Below are 20,499 nucleotides of genomic sequence, written 5' to 3'. Positions count from 1 at the left end.
CGGCCTGCCGGGTCAGCGCCGAGTACACGGCGACGCCCTGCTGGACGGGCAGCAGCGCCGTCAGATAGGTCATGCAGTCCGGTGCCGGACGCAGGGACACGGTCCGTTCCGACGCGGCATGACTGGCCCGTTGGGCCACGGAACGGGGGTCCCTGCGGGTGGCCGCGGCCCGGACCGCGGCGATCACGGTCCGGGTCCCGGCCCCGGTGAAGGTTCCGGTGTCGGCGGCGAGTTCCTCGTCAACGGCAGTCCGGTCCTCGACGCTCAAACAGGCAGTTTCTTTCGCGACGTGCATGACGCGCTCTTCGTTGAGCTGCCCGGTGTCCAGGGCGGCGAGGGTGTGGGGCATCTGCGTCAGGGCCTTGGCCGTTCCGGGCAGCCGGTGCCCGCGGTGCGGGGACTCACCCCGGGCCAGCACGATCTGCTCGGCCGCGCCCAGGCCGTACTCCTTGGTGCGGTCTTTGCCGAGGTTCTCGGCGGTCAGTGTCGCCCGGCCGACGTGTTCCTGGCGGTGCCGGGCCCCGAAGGTCACAGCAAGCCTCGCCTGTTGCCCGGCGATCATGCTCTTGACGTTTTCGAACCCACGCGTCTGGTCGATCAGCCCGGCATCGTCGGCGCTAAGGTCGGCCGACAGAAGCGTAAGCGCCGCCGCGATCCGGTCCTCCAATCCCGGTCGCATCGTAACGGCGTTGGAGGCAGCGGCATCGGTAAAAAGGACATCGGCAAATAGGGCCTCAGGAAACGGGTCCTCCGGAAGGGATGCCGGATACGCGGCGTCGAGGTCATCGTCATACGGAAGCCCGTCGCCGGAATACCCGCTGTCAGGGAACGCGTCGAAGGGGAAAGCGGCCTCAGGGAACGCGGCAGCGTGCAGAACGCCGCCATGCGGCGCCACTGCTGTGGCTGCTGATTTCCCGATGCCTTCCATGAATCCAGTCTGCCAAGGGGGTGCGACATTTAAGGGCCGATCGGACACCAGATGAGGGTGGACCTGGAAGTTTTTTAGGATCCACCTGAAAACGAAAACTGGGTAGCAGCTCGCGGCCTTCTCAGCCTTGAGAACGCCCTGAAATGCTACCTAGTTGGGTGCTGTGGTGAGCAGGAAGCCTACGCGGCGAGCACCTTGTTCAACGCCGTGCGGATCCGCTTCTCGGACACGGAATAGGCTGTGCCGAGTTCTACGGCGAACAGGCTCACCCTCAGCTCCTCGATCATCCAACGCACCTGCGTCAGCTCGGCACCGGCGCGGCGGCCGGGCAATAAAGCCGACACGGCGTCGTCGTAATCATCCTCCAGCTGCTGGACCGCCGCCATATTGAGCGCATCTCGCTGCACGTTTCCGGGCAGCTTCTCCAAACGTTTTTCGATGGCGGTGAGGTAACGGGGGAGCTGGCTCAGCTGGGCGTAGCCCGTACGGGCTACGAAGCCGGGGAAGACCAGCTGTTCAAGCTGGCTGCGGACATCGTTGAGCGCGCTGATGAGCGCAAGGCTCGTGGTGCCCTTGAGCTGCCTTTGGATCCGGCGCGTGCTCGCGAGTATCCGCTCCACCACGGCCGTCACGCTGAAGACGGTGTCGATCAGTTCCGCCCGGACATGCTCAAACAGGGCGTCGAACGCTGCCTGGTCCCATGGGAGTTCTGCCGGGGTCAGCTTGTCCACCGCCGCCAGGACGCAGTCTGCGATCAGGGCCGAGACGGACCCGTGCGGGTTCTGGCTGAACGTCAGCTTCTCTGTGTTGTTCAGGTGTTCGAGGACATAGCGGTCAGGCGCGGCCACGCGCAGTGCGAGGAGCCGGATGACACCGCCCCGCATGGCTTCCTGCTGCTCCGAGGCAGTCTGGAAGACGCGCAGGCCAACGGACTTTCCTTCGTCCACCAGCGCGGGAAAACCGGTGACGGTATGGCCCTTAACAGTGACGCTGACTTCCCGCTGAATCGCGCCGAACCTCCACTCGGTCAGGCCGGACTGTTCCGTGAACCCGGCGTGCGCCTGCGGCCGGCCGTCTTGTGCCCGGCCGTCCTGCGCGGCCCCCTGCTGCTGGCTCTTCTTCAGGGACCGCGGGCCGGCTGTGGCCGGAGTAGCGCCCAGGGACTCCGCGATGGCCCGGCGGGTGGCCGGCGCCAGCCGCTGCTGCAGCGCTTCCAGGTCCTTGCCCTCGTCCAGGACCTTGCCGCGGCTGTCCACCACCTTGAAGCTCACCCGCAGGTGCGGCGGAACCGCATCCCAGTTCCAGGACCCGGCCGGGATGATCTGGCCCTTGAGACGGCGCAGGACAAGCTCCAGTGAGCTCTCCAGCTCGTCCTCGGCGGGGTCGAAATCCGCTTCCAGCGCCGCCACCGCCTGCCGGGCGACGTCCGGGGCCGGAACGAAGCTCTTGCGGACCTGCTTCGGCAGCGATTTGATCAGCGCAGTCACAAGTTCCACGCGCTGGCCGGGGATCAGCCAGCGGAAGGGTGCGTCTTCGAGCTGGTTCAGGAAGAGGACCGGAACTTCCGCCGTAACGCCGTCGGACGGGTTGGGCGTCGAGCCGGGCGCCACCGGATGGAACTCATAGCTCAGGGGCAGCTCGAACCCCTTGTGCAGCCACGTCTTCGGGTACGCGGACTCATCCAGCGCCTCGGCGTCCTCGCTCAGAAGCAGGGCCTCATCGAAGTCCAGAAGCGCGGGATTCTTCTGCCGGGCGTCCTTCCACCACTTGTCGAAGTGCCGTTCCGAGACGACGTCCTTGCCCACCCGCGCGTCATAGAACTCGAAGAGCGTTTCGTCGTCCACCAGGAGGTCCCGGCGGCGCATCCGCGCTTCGAGTTCCTCCACTTCCTGCAGCAGGGCCCGGTTGCGGTGGAAGAACTTGTGGTGCGTCTTCCATTCGCCCTGGACCAACGCATGCCTGATGAACAGCTCACGGGCCAGGACGGGATCGACCTTGCCGAAGTTGATGCGGCGCTGGGCGATGATGGGAACACCGTAGAGGGTGACCTTTTCATAGGCCATCACGGCGCCCATCTTGGTCGACCAGTGGGGTTCGCTGTAGCTGCGCTTGATCAGGTGCGGCGCCACCTGCTCGGCCCACGCCGGCTCGAACTTGGAGGCCACCCGCGCCCACAGCCGGCTGGTTTCCACGAGCTCGGCGGCCATGACGAACGTGGGCGACTTCTTGAACAGCGCCGAGCCCGGGAAGATGGCAAAGCGGGTTCCCCGGGCGCCGGCATATTCCCGCTTGCGTTCATCCAGGATGCCGACGTGGCTCAGCAGGCCGGAGAGAAGGCTGATGTGAATGCCCTCGTGGTTGCCCACAACATCCGCCTGGCGCTTGTTGTCCAGGCTGATGCCCAGCGGCCTGGCCAGCTGCCGAAGCTGCGCGAACAGGTCCTGCCACTCGCGGACGCGCAGGTAGTTGATGAATTCATTCCGGCACAGGCGGCGGAACTGGGTGGAGGACAGCTCCTGCTGCTTCTCGTGAATGTAGTTCCAGAGGTTCAGGTACCCGGTGAAGTCTGAATTTTCGTCGCGGAAACGGGCATGCTTCTCCGCGGCCAGCTGCTGCTTGTCCGTCGGACGTTCGCGGGGGTCCTGAATGGTGAGTGCCGCCGCCAGGATCATGACTTCGCGGACGCAGCCGCGCTGGCCGGCCTCCACAATCATGCGGCCAAGCCGCGGATCCACCGGGAGCTGGGCAAGCTTATGTCCGACGGCGGTCAGCCCGCCGCCGCCGTTGCGGCCGGCATTCCTGCCCTCCGCATTTGCCGTTTGGGGAGAGCCAGCGGCTGCCTGCGGCGCAGTCAAAGCGCCGAGCTCACGAAGGAGGGTCACGCCGTCGTTAATGGCGCGCGAGTCCGGCGGCTCCACGAACGGAAAGTTCTCGATGTCCTTGGGCCCGCGGGCGACACCCATGGCAGTCATCTGCAGGATGACCGCCGCAAGGTTGGTGCGCAGGATTTCCGGATCGGTGTAGAGAGGCCGGGATTCGAAGTCCTCCTCGGAATACAGCCGGATGGCGATGCCGTCCGAGACGCGGCCGCAGCGCCCGGAGCGCTGGTTGGCCGACGCCTGGGAAACCCGCTCGATGGGCAGCCGCTGCACTTTGGTGCGGTGCGAATAGCGCGAGATGCGTGCGGTGCCGGTGTCGACGACGTACTTGATGCCGGGAACGGTGAGGGAGGTTTCGGCCACGTTGGTTGCCAGCACGATCCTCCGCTTGCTGCCCGGGTTGAACACCCGGTGCTGTTCCTGCAGGCTCAGCCGCGCGAACAGCGGCAGGACCTCGGTGCCGGCCAGCCGCCGGTTTGTCTGGATCCTTGCCTGGAGGGCGTCCGCGGCGTCCCGGATCTCGCGCTCCCCGGAGAAGAAGATGAGGATGTCGCCCGGCGCTTCCAGGGCGAGTTCGTCGACGGCGTCGCACACCGCGTCCAGCGGGTCCCGGTCTTCCTCGAGTTCGTCGTCGGAGGAGTTGTCCTCGTCATCGCCCGACGGGCCGCCCGCCGGCTGGGAGAGCGGCCGGTAGCGGATCTCCACGGGGAACGTCCGCCCGGACACCTCAACGATCGGGGCCGGTTCGTCCTCCTGGCCGAAGTGCTTCGCGAAGCGCTCGGGATCGATGGTGGCGGAGGTGATGATCACCTTCAGGTCCGGCCGCTGCGGCAGGATCCGCTTGAGGTAGCCGAGGATGAAGTCGATGTTCAGGCTGCGTTCGTGCGCCTCATCGATGATGATCGCATTGTACTTGCGGAGCAGTTTGTCGCGCTGGATTTCGGCCAGCAGGATGCCGTCGGTCATCAGCTTGACCTTGGTGGACCTGCTCACCTCGCCGGTGAAGCGGACCTGGAAGCCCACTTCCTGACCGATGTCGACGCCGAGTTCGGACGCAATGCGCTCGGCCACCGTGCGTGCCGCGAGACGCCGCGGCTGGGTATGGCCGATCAGGCCGTTCTCACCCAGGCCCAGCTCCAGGCACATCTTGGGAATCTGGGTGGTCTTTCCGGAACCGGTCTCGCCGGCAATGATCGTCACCTGGTTGGCGGCGATCGCGGCCATCAGGTCCTCGCGGCGCTCGGAGACCGGCAGCTCGGCGGGGTAGGAGATGTGAAAAGTCATGGCTCCCACAAGTCTACTGCCGTGAAAAAGGACCCGGCGTGCGCCGGGTCCTTGGTGTTGGTGGGGGATTGTGGTTCTGGGTGGGCAGTGTTTCGGGGAAGGAGGGTTGTGGGCGGACAGTGAACGGGTTTGGCGGGCGCCATGCGCGGCTAGAAGATGCGCATCGTGTAGTTGCTGCTGGGCAGGTCCAGTGCGGACCAGTCCCGGACCGAGTGTTCGGGAGGGGTGTGGCCCCGGCCATCCCGCAGGACGGCGGCGACCGTGGCGGCTGCTGCAACGAGGACCAGTACAAGGAGGGCGATTCCGAAGATTTCCATAACTCCATGGTTCTCCCGGCCCGGTGCAGAAAGAAGTGGCAGAAATGCCTAAAAAGTACCAATTTCTGCCATACTGGAAACATGCTCAAAACAGTGGCAATCATCGCGGTTCCCAACTTCTCGATCTTCGAGTTCGGTACCGCTTTTGAGGTCTTTGGCATCGACCGTTCGGACCGGGGAACAGGGGTGCCGCAGTTCGACTTCCGGGCGTGCACTCCGGTGCCCGGCGAAGTTCCGCTGAAATCCGGCCTCACAATGAACGTCAGCCTCGGCCTGGAAGCCGCCGCCGATGCCGACCTGGTGATCATGGCGCCCTACGGCCGGGAGGAGGATGTTCCGGAATCCGTCCTCGATGCCCTCCGGGCGGCGCACAGCCGCGGCGCTTGGGTAATGTCGATCTGCTCCGGCGCGTTTGCGCTGGCGCGGGCCGGGATCCTGGACGGACGCCGGTGCACCACGCACTGGCATTACTCAGAAGAGCTCGCCGCCCAGTACCCCAAAGTCCTGGTCGACGAGAACGTCCTCTACGTCCAGGACGGACGGATCATCTCCAGCGCCGGAACGGCCGCGGGCATTGACGCGTGCCTGCATTTGGTGAGGATTGAGTTCGGGGCGGCCGTGGCGGCCGCCATCGCCAGGGACATGGTGGTTCCGCCGCACCGCGACGGTGGCCAGGCCCAGTTCATCGACCGGCCCATGCCCGAGTGCGGCTCCCAGCCCATGGAGGAACTCCTCCGGTGGATGGTGGAGAACCTGGACGAGGAACATCCCGTCCAGGAGCTGGCCGCCCGCGTGCACATGTCGCCGCGCACCTTCGCCCGCCGGTTCCGCGCTGAAACAGGAGCAACCCCGGCTGCGTGGCTCAATTCCCAGCGTGTCCTGCGCGCCCAGGAGCTCCTGGAGTCCACGGAGCTGAACATCGACGAGGTGGCGCGGCAGTCAGGGTTCGGCCATCCCGTGCTGCTCCGGCACCACTTCGCCAAGGTGCTGGACACCAGTCCGCAGTCCTACCGCCGGGCTTTCCGTGGTCAGATGGCTTCGGCCGGCTAGGCCGATTCTTCAGCTGCTGCCCGGGTCGACTCCACCAGCACACGCCAGGGACCGGTGACGGCCGTCTCCGGCAGGGTGGCGCGGCGCTGACCGGCGCGGATGGAATACATGAAGCGGTCCGGCTGCCCGTCCGCCGCCTGCCGGGGGTCGTCGACGGCGTCCCATGGGCACGCTTCGACGAGCGGCTGCCAGCGGCTCTTGTCACTGGTCGTGACGGCCAGCACCGTCCAGACGCGGGTGAGTGCGGCTATCCCGCCGCTGCGCTCGACTGTGATTTTCATGGCGAGGTTCCCGGGTTTCCGCGGCGGCCGGGAAGCGGAATGTCGCAGTCCCGGCGTCGGTTAGAGCTTTACCTTCACAGTCTCCCACGCCCCGCGCACGGCGTCATGCTCTGCCGACTCCTCGCCGAACAGTTCCTTCGCCGTTGCCGCGGTGGCTTTGGCGAAGGCTGTGAAGGTGCTGGTCGGGCTCAGCGAGCCGCTTGTCAGGGTCTCGTACCAGATTTGGCCCGGCGCTTCCCAAGCGTTCCCGCCCAGGGTCTGGGCGACGACGCAGAACGCCCGGTTCGGGATGCCGGAGTTGAAGTGGACACCGCCGTTGTCCGCCCTCGTGCGCACATAGGAGTCCATGGAGTCCGGCTGCGGGTCCTTGCCGAGGACGTCGTCGTCGTACGCGGTTCCCGGTGCCTTCATGGAGCGCAGGGCGGACCCTTCAACCTGCGGCGTGAACAGCCCTTCGCCGATCAGCCAAGAGGCTTCGGCGGTGGTCTGCTTCCGGAAATACTGCTCCACGAGAGCGCCGAAGACGTCGGACACGGACTCGTTGATGGCCCCGGCCTGGTTGCGGTAGGCGAGCCCGGCCGAAAACTGCGTCACACCGTGGGCCAGTTCGTGGCCAATCACGCTGAGCGACCTCGTGAACCGCTCGAAGACCTCCCCGTCGCCGTCGCCAAACACCATCTGCTGGCCGTCCCAAAACGCGTTGTCGTACATCCTGCCGAAGTGGACGGTGGCCTTCAGCGGCATTCCCATGCCGTCGATGGAGTTCCGCCCGAAGGCGTCCGCGTAGAGGATGTGCGTATGGCCCAGGCCGTCGTAGGCCTCGTCGGCGGCGGGGTCACCCGTGGCGGCGTCGCCCTCTTTCCGGACAACCTGCCCGGGCAGCGACTCGCCGGACTTCGCGTCGAAGACGGATCTGTTGACCGGAGCAGGCTCCAGTTGCCTGATGCCGGCAGGGGCGGACGGCGCCGACGTCCGGGCCGCGTGCACGGCCCCGACGTGGAGGAGGGCTTCCTTGGCGGCGCGGGCAACGGCCGAGAACCGGGGTGACCTTTGGGCAGCCAGGCGGCGCAGGATGTACGGCGGAACGATTGAACAGACCATGCCACTCACACTATGAACGGCCTCTGACATTCTGCGTCAGGCGCACTGGAGACGCAGAAAACCCCCGTCCGCTTGCAGCAAGCGGCGGGGGTTTCTTCTGTGCCCTCGATAGGATTCGAACCTACGGCCTTCTGCTCCGGAGGCAGACGCTCTATCCCCTGAGCTACGAGGGCATCCAGGGATCCCGCCGTTCCCGGCCGGACGTCCTAGAGCTTAGCAGGAAGGTGGGCCGGAATGGAAAACGAAATGCGGGTTCCTGCTGTACATCAGTATCCCGCAAATGAATCCACGTGGATACGGCGGGCGCCGGCATGCCGCGCGGCGCGCCGCAGCGAGCCTACGCTGGCGGGCGAACCCGAGATGAAAACCCTTCGCTGGCCGATGTCCGGCACCAGCTGTTTCAGCGCGTGACCGTCCAGCCTCGCCCCCGGGGCAAGCAGCGCACCGGCGTCCTCGATGAAGTCCGGCGGCGCCGATCCGTCGGCGAGCCGGGCAATGACGCGGGCGCCGGAATCCTCCAGTTCGGCCGCGTAGGCGAGTTCCGATGCGCTCCGGGCGAGGTAGAGAAGCACCGCGTCGCGCTCGCGGGCCACGCCGCCGGACAAGTGTGCCAGATACGGGGTGATGCCAATGCCGGCGGCAATGAGCAGGACCGGAGCCGACCCCTTCGGCAGGACGAAGTCACCCGCCACGGTGGTGGCCGTGAGCTCCTCGCCGGGTTTGAGGGACAGCAGCTTGCGCTTGGCTGCGGAGACAGGGTCAGCAGTGCCGACGCCGATCTTCACATGCTTCGCGTCGGGCGGGCTGGTCAGGCTGAAGACGCGGCGCCTGCCCCGTCCGTCCGGCTTGGGGTGCGGGAGATCCAGTTCGAGGTACTGGCCGGATGAGTGGCGGAGCGTGCGCTGGGGGCGGAAGACGAATTCAGTCGTCGTCGGCGTAAGCCTGCGGGAGTGGCTGAACAGCAGCCGGACGCTTCCGCGCTGGCCTGCCAGGAACGCCAGCAGGTTTCCCGCCAGCAGTGCCAGCTCGGGGGAGTTGGCCACGAAGCCGAGGTTGAAGGGCGTGGCCAGCAGGATTCCGACGACGGCGGCCATCGCCAGCTGCTGCCAGCGCCTCGGTGGCAGGGTGAGCGGCTCGGTGAGCATGAAGCCGGCAAAAAACAGCACCGGGCCCTGCGCCAGGGTTTGCCACACAACACTTCCTGGGTCGACGCGGGAGGGCAGTTGCACCGCGGCCACCACCGCGGTTGCCATCACGATGAAGACGGTGGCCATGAGCGTTTTACGGGTCCGGTAGAGCACCAGCAGGACGCCCGGGACCAGAAGCCACAGCATGGCAGGTGTGCCGGCCCACCACGTGGCGATGTTGAGGCCAGTCAGCCCGGTGATGAAGGCCCCGGCGGCTGCGGGGTTGAACACATGGCGGCCACGCCAGGCGAGGGCGTACTTGGAGGCAGACGCCAGGATGCAGGCCAGTGCCACCCCGGCCAGGTCCATCGGCGCAAAGGCCGGGCTGAGCTGAGTGGGCCAGAACAGGAAGTAGAGCAGGAGGCCCGTAATCAGCGAGGATTCCGAATGCGGCTGGACCTTGAACAGCGCGGCCAGGGCGCGATTGGAAACGTATGTCAGCCCCAGGCAGAGGGCCAGGTGGGCGAGCATATTCGGAATACCGAAGGTCAGCCAGCCGAGGGCGTCGAGCAGGAGGCTGTAGGCAGCCAGCACGGCAAGCACCAACAGCACCAGCCTGTACATCGTGAACCGGCCCAGGTAAGTGTCCAGGGCGGTGCCGGGCGAGGCCTGCTGCCGGGAGGTGGTTGAACTCATGTGAACAGCCTTCCGTCGAATTCCGCGGAGCACTCCGCGCTGCCGTTGGAAAATACCTTGAGCCAGGAAAAACGGAAATACCGTTCCAGGTCCTCGGCCTGAACCAGGAACAGGGCGGTGGCGAGGGCGTCAGCCTCCATCGCGGTGTCCGCCCGAGCCCACGTGGCAACCACCGTCCTGACCGGCGCCCCGGTGGTGCCGTCCAGGACATGATGGAGTCCGTCTCCCCAGGCCCGCCGGTTCGACGCCGAAGCACAGAGAGCGCCGGATCCCAGCGGCACAGTTCCTATCGCCTTAGTGGCGTCATACGGATGCTCCAGCGCCACCTGCACCGGCTCCTGTCCGCCGTTCAGCAGGTCCCCGCTGGCGTCAATGAAGAAGTCCGGAACACCGTGGCTCCTTAGCTGTTCGGCCAGAAGGTCCACAAGCTGGCCCTTGCCGGCCGCGCCGATGTCCAGCACCACCGGGGCAGTGGTATGGAGCGACGTTCCGTGCCATTCCAGGACGGCGTCCCAGGCCGGAGGAGCCGCAGCTTCCCCGCGGGGCTGCAGCGAATAGTGGGGATCGTAGCCCAGCCGCTCAAGGCTTTCACCGATGAGGGGCGTCATGGCGCCGCCGCTGAGCGTGTAGAGCTGCCGGTAGAGCGCGGCCAGGCCCGTGGCCTCGGGCGGCAGCTGGTACTGCCCGGGCGCCACGGACATCCGGGCCACCAGGGAGTCTTCCCGGAACCTGGACCACGTGGAGTCGTAGCGCTCCACCTCGGCCAGCACTGAGCTGCGCAGCCCCGGGGGCAACGGGGCAGGGGTGGAGATTTCCCAGCTGGTGCCGATGCCGTCAAAAAGGAAGTTCTGCCAACCCGCATGCGGCATGGCAGCCGCCTACAGGGCCTGTGCCTTGATCGCTTCGACCGCCTGGTTGAAGCCGCCACTGGTCAGGGAGGAGCCGGCCACCTTGGAGACGTTGATCTCATCCAGGCTCTTGCCCACCACCTGGTCAGCGATGCCGCCGGCGAACTGGCCCTGGAACTTCCGGGTGTTGGGATTGGACGGGTGCTCGGTGATCTCCACCGCGGACACCGTGCCACTGGCGAGCGTCAGCTGAACGCCCACGGTCTCGGTGCCGTTGGGGGACTTATAGTTGCCGTCCGCGCTGTAGGTGCCGTCCTTGTAGCCGGCTGCGGAGCCCGCTGAGGACCCGGTTGCCGACGCTGCTGCTGACGCGGATGCCGCCGCCGAGGGCTCGGTCTCCTGCGTGGCAGGCTGCTGGGCCGAAGGCGCGCAGCCAGCCACCGTTCCGGCGAGGGACAGGCCGGCCACGCCGGCGAAAACAGTCTTGCGGATTGAAGGCTTCACGGGGTCTCTTTTCGTGGTGCGGGCACTCTAGGGACAGCGTTGAGGTCCGGTGTTGTTCCTTCAGCGCTGATCTCTCAGCGTTGATGTTTCAACAATTTAGTAGGTGACTAAAGGCTAAGGGTATTTCCTGTGAATTTGCCTACTACTTGCTGTGACGCCGAGGGGCCGCCTGGGCACCTGACGGATTCCGCACGTCGACGGGCTCCCCGGTAGGCTAGGAGTGTGACTCCCGAAGAACTCTCCCTTGCAATATCCGCCTGCCTGAAAGACGCCGTTGCCGCGGGCGACATTGCCCTTGCCGAGGCCGCTGTACCGGACTCCGTCCTGGTGGAGCGTCCGAAGAACCGGGAGCACGGTGACTGGGCCACCAACATCGCCCTGCAACTGGCAAAGAAGGCCGGAACCAACCCGCGTGAATTCGCCACGCTCCTCAGCGCCCGCCTCAAGGACATCAACGGCGTCGACGGTGTGGAAATCGCCGGTCCCGGCTTCCTCAACATCACAGTTGACACGGCCACGGCCGGAGCGCTGGCCAAGAACATCGTCGAAGCGGGCAGGGAGTACGGCACCAACGCCGCGCTGGCCGGACACACCGTCAACATGGAATTTGTTTCCGCCAACCCCACCGGGCCGCTGCACATCGGCCACACGCGCTGGGCTGCTCTGGGTGACTCGATCGCCAGGGTGCTTCGCGCCTCGGGTGCCGACGTCACCGCCGAGTACTACATCAACGACGCAGGCTCCCAGATGAACGTCTTCGCCAACTCGGTGCTGTCGCGCCTCCACGGCCGCGACGTGCCTGAGGGCGGCTACCCGGGCGAATACATCCGCGACCTCGGCCATCAGGTCCTGACCCGGCACCCGGACATCCGCGAACTGACGGATGCTGCGGCGCTGCCCGTGATCCGGGCCGCGGCCTACGAGGCGCAGCTCAAGGACATCAAGGACACGCTGGCCGACTTTGGGGTCGCCTTCGACGTGTTCTTCTCCGAGCAGGAACTTCACGACGCCGGCGCGATCGAAAGTGCCGTTGCCCGTCTTCGCGAGCAGGGCCACGTGTTCGACGACGGCGGTGCCGTCTGGCTGCGCACCACCGACTTCGGTGATGACAAGGACCGCGTCATGATCCGTGCGAACGGCGAACCGACCTACTTCGCCGCCGACGCCGCGTACTACCTGTCCAAGAAGGACCGCGGCTACACGGAAAAGATCTACCTCCTGGGAGCCGACCACCACGGCTACATCAACCGGCTCAAGGCCATCGCCGCCGCAGCCGGTGACGATCCCGAGGTCAACATCGAGGTCCTGATCGGGCAGCTGGTCTCCGTCAACGGCGCCAAGCTTTCCAAGCGCGCCGGCAACATCATCGAGCTCAAGGACCTGATCTCCTGGCTGGGCACGGATGCGGTCCGGTATTCGCTGGCGCGCTTCCCGGCCGACTCCCCGCTCACGCTGGACCCCGAGCTGCTGAAGAAGCACTCCAACGAGAACCCCGTGTTCTACGTGCAGTATGCGCACGCCCGCTCCTGTGGCACCGCGCGCAACGCCGTGGCTGCCGGAGTGGACCGGAGCGCCTTCGACGCCTCCCTGCTGGACCACGCCACGGAAAACGAACTGCTGTCCTACCTGGGCAGCTACCCCTCCATCGTGGCCAAGGCAGCCGAACTGCGCGAGCCGCACCGCGTGGCGCGCCACCTCGAGGTCATCGCCGGCGCGTACCACCGCTGGTATGACGCCTGCCGGGTGGCGCCCATGGGCGACGAAGCCGTCACGGACACCAACCGCACCAGGCTGTGGCTCAACGACGCCACCAGCCAGGTGCTGGCCAACGGACTCGAACTGCTGGGCGTTTCGGCGCCGGAACGGATGTGATCGACGTGCAGGAAACCACGAGCAGCACCGCCTCCAGCAGCACCGCCTCCAGCAGCACCGCCTCGCCGCTGGCTCCGGAGTGGCTCGCCGTCCCCGCGGACCTCAACGCACTCCACACCCCCGTGTGGGCCGGCGGGGTGGAGCGGAACGCCGGCGGCGAACTGGCCATTGACGGCATCCCGGTCAGCAACCTCAAGGAACAGTTCGGCACGCCCCTTTTCGTCATGAGCGAATCGGACTTCCGAGCCCGCGCCCGTGCCTTCAAGGATGCGTTCGACGAAGCCTTTGCCGACATCTGCGGGGGAGTGGATGTCTACTACGCCGGCAAGTCCTTCCTCTGCACCGCCGTCGCGGCGTGGGTGGCCGAGGAGGGGCTGCGGCTGGACACGTGTTCCGGCGGCGAACTTGCCGTCGCCTCCCGCGCCGGCATCGACGGCGCCAACCTCTCGCTGCACGGCAACAACAAGTCCGACGCCGAGATCAACCGGGCGCTGGACATGAATCTCGGCCGCATCGTGGTGGACAGCCTGGACGAGCTGGAGCGCGTGGCCAAAATCGCCTCCGGCCGCGGGGAGACCGCCAAGGTCATGCTGCGGCTGACGCCCGGCGTGCACGCCCACACCCACGAGTTCATCGCCACCGCCCACGAGGACCAGAAATTCGGCCTCTCCATGGCGGAGGATTCGACCGATGAGGCAGGCCTGTCCGCGGCTGAGGAAGCCGTCGCCGCGGCAACGTCCTACGCTAGCGTGGAGCTGCTGGGCCTGCACTGCCACATCGGTTCGCAGATCTTCGAGCCGGACGGCTTTGCGCTGGCCGCCCAGAAGCTCCTGACCTTCCTGGCCGCGGTGCAGGCTAAATATTCCATCACGCTTCCCGAGCTTGACCTCGGTGGCGGCTACGGCATCGCCTACACGCCCGTGGACACGCCCCGCCCGGCAGCCGACATCGCGCAGGCGATGGCCGCCGTCGTACGTTCCAAGTGCGCAGAGCTGGCGATTACAGCACCCCGGATTTCCATCGAGCCCGGCCGTGCCATCGTGGGCAGCAGCACTTTCACGCTGTACGAGGTGGGCACGCTGAAAACCGTCCGCGTGGACGCCCCGGCCGGCGGCGAGGGTGAAACCGACAATGATAACGTTACGCACCCGCGCCGCTATGTGTCAGTTGACGGCGGTATGAGTGACAACGCCCGTCCGGTGCTGTACGACGCGGATTATTCGGCCATTCTCGCTTCGCGGACCTCCGGAGCGGCCCCGCAGCTGTCCCGCGTAGTGGGCAAACATTGCGAGAGCGGCGACATAGTTGTTAGAGATGTATATCTGCCCGAGGACGTGGCAGCCGGTGATCTGCTCGCTGTACCGGGGACCGGCGCCTACTGCTGGGCCCTGTCAAGCAACTACAACTATCTGGCCCGGCCGGGCGTTGTCGCTGTGCGCGACGGATCTCCCCGGCTGATTGTCCGCGGGGAAACCGAAGAAGATCTGCTGAACCGCGACATGGGAGTCTGAATGACCGAATTGCGAACCCTGAAAGTGGCCCTGCTGGGCTGTGGCAACGTCGGGGCCCAGGTGGCGCGGATTCTGATTGACGACGCCGGAACCTTGGCGCCGCGCACCGGCGCCCGCCTGGAACTGGTCGGCATCGCGGTGCGGAACCTCGACGCCGAGCGCGAGGTGGATCTCCCGCGCGACCTGTTCACCACCGACGCTGAGACGCTCGTCAAGGACGCCGACCTCGTGATCGAGCTCATGGGCGGCATCGAGCCTGCCCGCTCGCTGATCCTCTCCGCCATTCAGAACGGCGCGAGCGTTGTCACCGGCAACAAGGCCCTCCTTGCCGCAGACGGCCCCGCACTCTATGAAGAGGCGGACAAGGCCGGCGTCGAGCTGTCCTACGAAGCCGCCGTTGCAGGTGCCATCCCCATCCTGCGCCCCATCCGCGACAGCCTCTCCGGTGACCGCATCACCCGTGTGCTGGGTATCGTCAACGGCACCACCAACTTCATCCTGGACCAGATGGACTCCACCGGTGCGCAGTTCGCCGACGCTCTCGCCGAGGCCCAGCGGCTCGGCTACGCCGAAGCTGACCCGACGGCCGACGTCGAGGGCCACGACGCCGCGGCCAAGGCCGCCATCCTGGCGTCCCTGTCCTTCCACACCCGCTTCGACTTGGAGCACGTCTACTGCGAGGGAATCACCCGCGTCAGCGCCGCCGACATGGCCGCCGCCAAGGAAGCCGGCTTTGTCATCAAGCTGCTGGCCATCGCCGAGAAGATCGGCAACGGCGACGGCAGTGAGGGCGTTTCCGTGCGCGTCCACCCGACGCTCCTGCCGCGCGAACACCCGCTTGCAGCCGTCCGCGGTGCCTTCAACGCTGTCTTTGTCGAGGCGGAGAACGCCGGCGAGCTGATGTTCTACGGCCAGGGTGCCGGCGGAACCCCGACGGCGTCTGCCGTACTGGGCGACCTCGTCTCGGCCGCCCGCCGCATCGTCCTGGGCGGTCCCGGACGCATCGAGTCCACCACCGGCCACGTCCCGGCGTTGCCCATCGACGCCGCGACCACCAGCTACTACATCGGCCTGGACGTTGCGGACCAGCCCGGCGTGCTGGCAAAGATTGCCCAGCTGTTCGCCGAGCACGGCGTCTCCATCGAAATCATGCGCCAGACCATCCACCGCGATGCCGACTCCAACGTGGAATCGGCCGAGCTGCGGATCGTCACCCACCGCGCAAGCGAAGCTGCACTGGCAGCAACCGTCGAAGCCGTGAAGGGCCTTGACGTGATCAATTCCGTTACATCCGTACTGCGGGTAGAAGGAGCTTAAGTGGCTCACCAATGGCGCGGTGTCATCCGCGAATACGCTGACCGTCTGCCCGTAACGGCGGACACCAGGGTCATCACCCTCGGCGAGGGCGGCACGCCCCTGGTCTACGCCCAGAAGCTGTCCGAGCTGACGGGCTCTGACGTCTACCTCAAGGTCGAGGGCATGAACCCCACCGGTTCCTTCAAAGACCGCGGCATGACCATGGCCATGACCGCGGCCGTGGAGGCCGGGGCCAAGGCCGTTGTGTGCGCCTCCACCGGAAACACGTCGGCCTCCGCTGCGGCGTACGCCACCGCCGCCGGCCTGACGTGTGCCGTGCTGGTGCCAGAAGGCAAGATCTCCATGGGCAAGCTGAGCCAGGCCATCGCGCACGGCGCCACGCTCCTCCAGGTTGACGGCAACTTCGACAACTGCCTGGACATCGCCCGCAAGCTGGGCGAGTCCTACCCGGTCTTCCTGGTCAACTCCGTGAACCCGGCCCGCATCCAGGGCCAGAAGACCGGCGCCTTCGAGATCGTCGACGCCCTGGGCGACGCCCCGGACATCCACGTGCTCCCGGTCGGCAACGCAGGAAACATCACGGCCTACTGGAAGGGCTACAAGGAGTACTCCGCCCCGTTCGAGTCCGAAACCGCCGGCACGCTTGCTCCCGTCGCCACCAAGACCCCCGCCATGTGGGGCTTCCAGGCCGCTGGCGCCGCTCCGTTTGTGGCCGGCCACCCCATCACGGAACCGGACACCATCGCCACCGCCATCCGGATCGGCAACCCCGCCTCCTGGGACGGCGCCATCGCCGCCCGCGACGAGTCCGGCGGATTCATCGATTCCGTTACTGACGACGAGATCCTCGCCGCCCACCGCTGGCTGTCCTCCCGTGAAGGCGTCTTCGTGGAGCCCGGCTCGGCTGCCGGCGTCGCAGGCCTGCTCAAGAAGCACGCCGCAGGTGAGGTGCCCTCCGGCAAGACCATCGCCATCACTGTCACCGGACATGGCCTCAAGGACCCGCAGTGGGCTCTTAGGACCGAGGACGGCAGCGATGTCCAGCCTGTCAAGGTGTCCAACGACGTCGTGACCGTTGCCGCGGAACTGGGACTGGAAGACAAATAACAGTGGAAACCATGCTGCCGCAGACCGCCCAGCTGCCCGCCATCCAGGCCGGGCAGCAGGTGACGGTCCGGGTACCGGCCACCAGCGCCAACCTTGGTCCCGGCTATGACAGCCTCGGGCTGGCTCTGACCCTGCACGACACCCTCACCGTGGAGAGCCTGGACAGCGACGAGCTGGTCTTTGAGCTCAGCGGTGAGGGTGCGGATTCCCTTCCGCGGGACGCCAGCCACCTGGTGGTCCGGGCGATGAATGCCGCCTTCGGGCGGCTGGGCTACCGCCACACGGGCCTGAAGATCACGGCGGAAAACGTCAATCCGCACGGCCGTGGCTTAGGCTCGTCGGCGTGCGCAGTCGTGGCAGCCGTGACCGCGGCCAACGCGCTGCTTCCAGCGGAGGAGCAGCAGGACCGGAACTGGATCCTGCAGCTGACCAGCGAGATGGAAGGCCACCCGGACAACGTCGCTCCGGCGATCTACGGCGGACTGGCGCTGTCGTGGCAGGACAGTGACCAGTACAGCAGTACGTGCGCCGCCGTAGACGCTGCCGTCATCCCCATCGTGGCAGTTCCGGATTTCGAGCTCTCCACCGAGGCCGCGCGCGCTTTGCTGCCTGCGTCCATCGGCCATCACGCGGCCGCGATGAACTCCGGCCGTGCAGCACTTCTCATCCATGCCCTGACGCAGAAGCCTGAATTCCTGCTCGCCGGCACCGAGGACTTCCTGCACCAGAGCTACCGTGCGGAGGCCATGCGCCCCAGTGCGGCCCTTATCCGGGCCCTGCGCGCTGCCGGCCACGCTGCCGTTGTCTCCGGAGCTGGACCCACGGTTCTGGTCCTGGCCAACGGTGAGGCCGAGGCAGCCTCCGTTCTGGAATTCATTGCCGCGTTTTCCGAGGCAAACACGCCGGACATCAACTGGCGTGTGATGAAGCTGGCGGTCGACGTCGAAGGTGCTAAAGTGGGAGTGCACCGGCGGTAACACCGCATGCAGTCTCCGCAGTCAGCACCGTATTCACTGAGTTATCACAGCTTTCATTGATGCAGCCAGACGGCGACTCTGCAGTCGAGAGGGCCCTGCAGCCAAGAGACCGTGCAGTCACCGACTCCGAAAATGGCCGTAAACGGTCATCGGGTCAGAATCTGCTTCGATCTGCTGCTGCTGCTTCGATCTCTTACTTGCGCGATATTTCCGGTGCCACCTGCTTGGCCTGGCCAGGAACCTACAGAAGTGTTTCTGTTCCCTGAACCGCCAGTCCGCCGCCCCGCCAGCTATGCGGAGCGTTTGAAGGTGATCAGTATCCGGCCCTGCTGGCCGAACTCCAACCGGCAAGGCCGAACATCGCGGCTGCAGATCTGAACTGCAGCCCAGATCCAATCATCGCGTCCAGCTCACAGTCTGGACGCCGTCGAGGGGGAAGGATCCTTCGTGACCGAAACCACTGAGCTGTCGCCAGCTGTGGACATATCATCTTCTGCTTCCGGATCGTTGACGGAAGCTCCCGCCAAGAGCAGCGGCCTTGCAGGCCTGAAGCTCGCCCAGCTGCAGGCCCTCGCCAGCCAGCTCGGTATCTCCGGTGGATCCCGCATGCGCAAGGGCGACCTGGTGGCGGCTATTTCCGCGCACCGTGCAGGCACGTCCGCCACTGCCACCAAGGCGCCGGCACGGACCGCCGCAAAGGCCGCTGCAGCCAGCACGGCAGCCCCGGCTGCCGAAACCGTCGCAGCAGCCCCGGCCGCGGAAGCAGCCGAGGCTCCGGCCCAGGAAACCCGTGCACGTGGCCGCGGCCGCAGCCGCCGGGCAGTGAGCGACGGAATTGTTGCCGCGCCCGCAGCTGAAACCGCTGCCGAGGCTCCGGCCGCTGAAGCACCGGCCGCTGCCGAGGCACCCGTTGCTGCTCCGGCCGAGGGTGGAGCCTCCGCTGAGGCAGAAGGCGCAGAGCGCCGCCAGCCGCGCACCCGCAACCGCCGCCGCGGCGAAGCAGCCGCAGCGGCCCCCGCCGAAGCACCCGCTGCACCTGCCGAAGCTGCCGCCGAAGTGCGCGGCACTGAAACACGTGGCGCTGAAACACGTGGCACTGAAGCACGCGGCACTGAAACACGTGGCACTGAAGCACGCGGTGCTGAGGCCCGTGAGCAGGCACCGGAGGGCGAAGCCGGACAGCGCGAACGCCGTGATGCCCGCGGCCGCGGTGGCCGTGACGCCGGCGAAGCTGGCGGACGCGACACCCGCCGTGATGACAGCCGGCGCGACGATAACCGCCGTGACGACAACCGCGACGCCGACGACGACGGCGGCAGCCGCCGCAACCGGCGGAACCGCCGCGACCGGAACGACCGCAACGAGCGCTCGGACAGCCGCGACGGCAGCCGCAACGAACGGTTCCGCGACCGCAACGACCGCCGCCGTGGTCGCAGCCAGGGGCCCGACGTCGACGACGTCGAGGTCACCGATGACGACGTGCTGCTGCCGGTGGCCGGCATCCTCGATGTCCTCGAAAACTACGCGTTCATCCGTACGTCCGGTTACCTGCCGGGCCCGAACGACGTGTACGTCTCACTGGCTCAGGTCAAGAAGTACAACCTGCGCAAGGGCGACGCCGTTGTTGGCGCCATCCGCGCGCCGCGCGACGGCGAGGACCGCGGCCAGCAGTCCGCCCGCCAGAAGTTCAACGCGCTGGTCCGCGTCACCTCGGTGAACGGCAAAACCGCCGAGGACCTCAAGGACCGCGTGGAGTTCGCCAAGCTCGTCCCGCTGTACCCGTCCGAGCGCCTGCGCCTCGAGACCGACCCCAAGAAGATCGGCCCCCGCGTCATCGACCTGGTGGCCCCGATCGGCAAGGGCCAGCGTGGCCTGATCGTCTCCCCGCCCAAGGCCGGCAAGACGCTCATCCTGCAGTCCATCGCCAACGCGATCACCACCAACAACCCTGAGGTCCACCTCATGATGGTGCTGGTTGACGAGCGTCCCGAAGAAGTCACGGACATGCAGCGCACCGTCAAGGGCGAGGTCATTGCCTCGACCTTCGACCGTCCCGCCGACGACCACACCACCGTGGCCGAACTCTCCATCGAACGCGCCAAGCGCCTCGTGGAAATGGGCATGGACGTCGTGGTGCTCCTGGACTCCATGACCCGCCTGGGCCGCGCCTACAACCTGGCAGCCCCGGCCTCCGGCCGCATCCTGTCCGGTGGTGTGGACTCCGCAGCGCTGTACCCGCCCAAGCGGTTCTTCGGTGCTGCACGCAACATCGAAAACGGCGGCTCGCTGACCATCCTGGCAACGGCCCTCGTGGAGACCGGCTCCAAGATGGACGAGGTCATCTTCGAAGAGTTCAAGGGCACCGGCAACATGGAGCTCCGCCTGTCCCGCCAGCTGGCGGACAAGCGCATCTTCCCGGCCGTGGACGTCAACGCCTCCGGCACGCGCCGCGAAGAGAACCTGCTCTCGGCCGAAGAGGTCAAGATCATGTGGAAGCTGCGCCGCGTCCTCTCTGGCCTTGAGACCCAGCAGAGCCTGGAACTCCTGACCAACAAGATCCGCGAAACCCAGAGCAACGTCGAGTTCCTCATGCAGGTTCAGAAGACGACGCTTGGTGCGAAGTCGGATAACGACAAGTAGCTGAGTTGGGGGCGGGCGCTGGTGCGTTCGTGCGGTGGGTGCCGCGCGGATGTTCCGCCC

Annotated in this window: 14 protein-coding genes, 1 tRNA gene and 1 pseudogene; 7 read left to right on the top strand and 9 right to left on the bottom strand. The window is 66.5% G+C overall.

Going from position 1 to position 20,499, the window contains the following annotated elements; all coding sequences use genetic code 11:
• From J7I85_RS21725 to J7I85_RS21715, 3 genes and pseudogenes are all read right to left on the bottom strand, one after another.
• Positions 1-928 (bottom strand): annotated as a pseudogene (locus J7I85_RS21725) (hypothetical protein); the annotation flags it as partial.
• A 179-nt stretch (positions 929-1,107) separates the two neighbouring features.
• Positions 1,108-5,091 carry an ATP-dependent RNA helicase HrpA gene (gene hrpA / locus J7I85_RS21720; protein WP_214857094.1) on the bottom strand — a complete coding sequence of 1,328 codons (3,984 nt, stop codon included), beginning with the start codon at positions 5,089-5,091 and terminating at the stop codon, positions 1,108-1,110.
• Between the two features lie 149 nt (positions 5,092-5,240).
• Positions 5,241-5,408, bottom strand: coding sequence for a hypothetical protein (locus J7I85_RS21715; protein WP_214857093.1), 168 nt, complete (start codon positions 5,406-5,408; stop codon positions 5,241-5,243).
• A gap of 81 nt (positions 5,409-5,489) precedes the next feature.
• Here J7I85_RS21715 and J7I85_RS21710 point away from each other — a divergent pair, with 81 nt between their 5' ends.
• Entirely contained in the window at positions 5,490-6,458 is a 969-nt protein-coding gene (locus J7I85_RS21710; protein ID WP_214857091.1) for a GlxA family transcriptional regulator, read from the top strand.
• On the opposite strand, the gene J7I85_RS21705 is transcribed toward J7I85_RS21710, so the two are convergent.
• From J7I85_RS21705 to J7I85_RS21680, 6 genes are all read right to left on the bottom strand, one after another.
• Positions 6,455-6,739 (bottom strand): protealysin inhibitor emfourin, encoded by a 285-nt coding sequence (locus J7I85_RS21705; protein WP_111905874.1) that lies wholly within the window; start codon positions 6,737-6,739, stop codon positions 6,455-6,457. The two genes, J7I85_RS21710 and J7I85_RS21705, sit on opposite strands and share 4 nt — an antisense overlap.
• A 60-nt stretch (positions 6,740-6,799) precedes the next feature.
• The gene (locus J7I85_RS21700; protein ID WP_214857082.1) at positions 6,800-7,840 is read right to left on the bottom strand and encodes a M4 family metallopeptidase; all 1,041 of its coding nucleotides are present in this window, start codon (positions 7,838-7,840) and stop codon (positions 6,800-6,802) included.
• Positions 7,841-7,940: 100 nt separating this feature from the next.
• A tRNA-Arg gene (locus J7I85_RS21695) sits at positions 7,941-8,013 on the bottom strand.
• 93 nt (positions 8,014-8,106) lie between these two features.
• Positions 8,107-9,663 (bottom strand): ferredoxin--NADP reductase, encoded by a 1,557-nt coding sequence (locus J7I85_RS21690; RefSeq protein WP_214857080.1) that lies wholly within the window; start codon positions 9,661-9,663, stop codon positions 8,107-8,109.
• Positions 9,660-10,532: an FAD:protein FMN transferase gene (locus J7I85_RS21685; RefSeq protein ID WP_214857078.1), complete on the bottom strand. Its 873-nt coding sequence runs from the start codon at positions 10,530-10,532 to the stop codon at positions 9,660-9,662. The genes J7I85_RS21690 and J7I85_RS21685 overlap by 4 nt, the downstream gene beginning before the upstream one ends.
• Positions 10,533-10,541: 9 nt before the next feature.
• Positions 10,542-11,015, bottom strand: coding sequence for a hypothetical protein (locus tag J7I85_RS21680; protein WP_214857076.1), 474 nt, complete (start codon positions 11,013-11,015; stop codon positions 10,542-10,544).
• A gap of 222 nt (positions 11,016-11,237) precedes the next feature.
• On the opposite strand from J7I85_RS21680, the gene argS reads away from it, so the two are divergent.
• The 6 genes from argS (at position 11,238) to rho (ending at position 20,439) form a co-directional block, all read left to right on the top strand.
• Entirely contained in the window at positions 11,238-12,887 is a 1,650-nt protein-coding gene (argS, locus tag J7I85_RS21675) for an arginine--tRNA ligase (protein ID WP_214857074.1), read from the top strand.
• Between the two features lie 5 nt (positions 12,888-12,892).
• Positions 12,893-14,398, top strand: coding sequence for a diaminopimelate decarboxylase (gene lysA / locus J7I85_RS21670; protein ID WP_214857096.1), 1,506 nt, complete (start codon positions 12,893-12,895; stop codon positions 14,396-14,398).
• Positions 14,399-15,715 (top strand): homoserine dehydrogenase, encoded by a 1,317-nt coding sequence (locus J7I85_RS21665; RefSeq protein WP_214857067.1) that lies wholly within the window; start codon positions 14,399-14,401, stop codon positions 15,713-15,715.
• Positions 15,716-16,822 (top strand): threonine synthase, encoded by a 1,107-nt coding sequence (thrC, locus tag J7I85_RS21660; RefSeq protein WP_214857065.1) that lies wholly within the window; start codon positions 15,716-15,718, stop codon positions 16,820-16,822.
• An 11-nt stretch (positions 16,823-16,833) separates the two neighbouring features.
• Complete coding sequence (gene thrB / locus J7I85_RS21655) at positions 16,834-17,799, top strand: homoserine kinase (RefSeq protein WP_214857063.1); 966 nt, start codon at positions 16,834-16,836, stop codon at positions 17,797-17,799.
• Between the two features lie 447 nt (positions 17,800-18,246).
• Positions 18,247-20,439, top strand: coding sequence for a transcription termination factor Rho (rho, locus tag J7I85_RS21650; protein WP_214857061.1), 2,193 nt, complete (start codon positions 18,247-18,249; stop codon positions 20,437-20,439).
• Positions 20,440-20,499: the final 60 nt, after the last annotated feature.

The organism is Arthrobacter sp. ISL-65, assembly GCF_018613795.1.
Lineage (GTDB): Bacteria > Actinomycetota > Actinomycetes > Actinomycetales > Micrococcaceae > Arthrobacter.
This window is presented reverse-complemented; position numbering and strand designations above follow the sequence as displayed.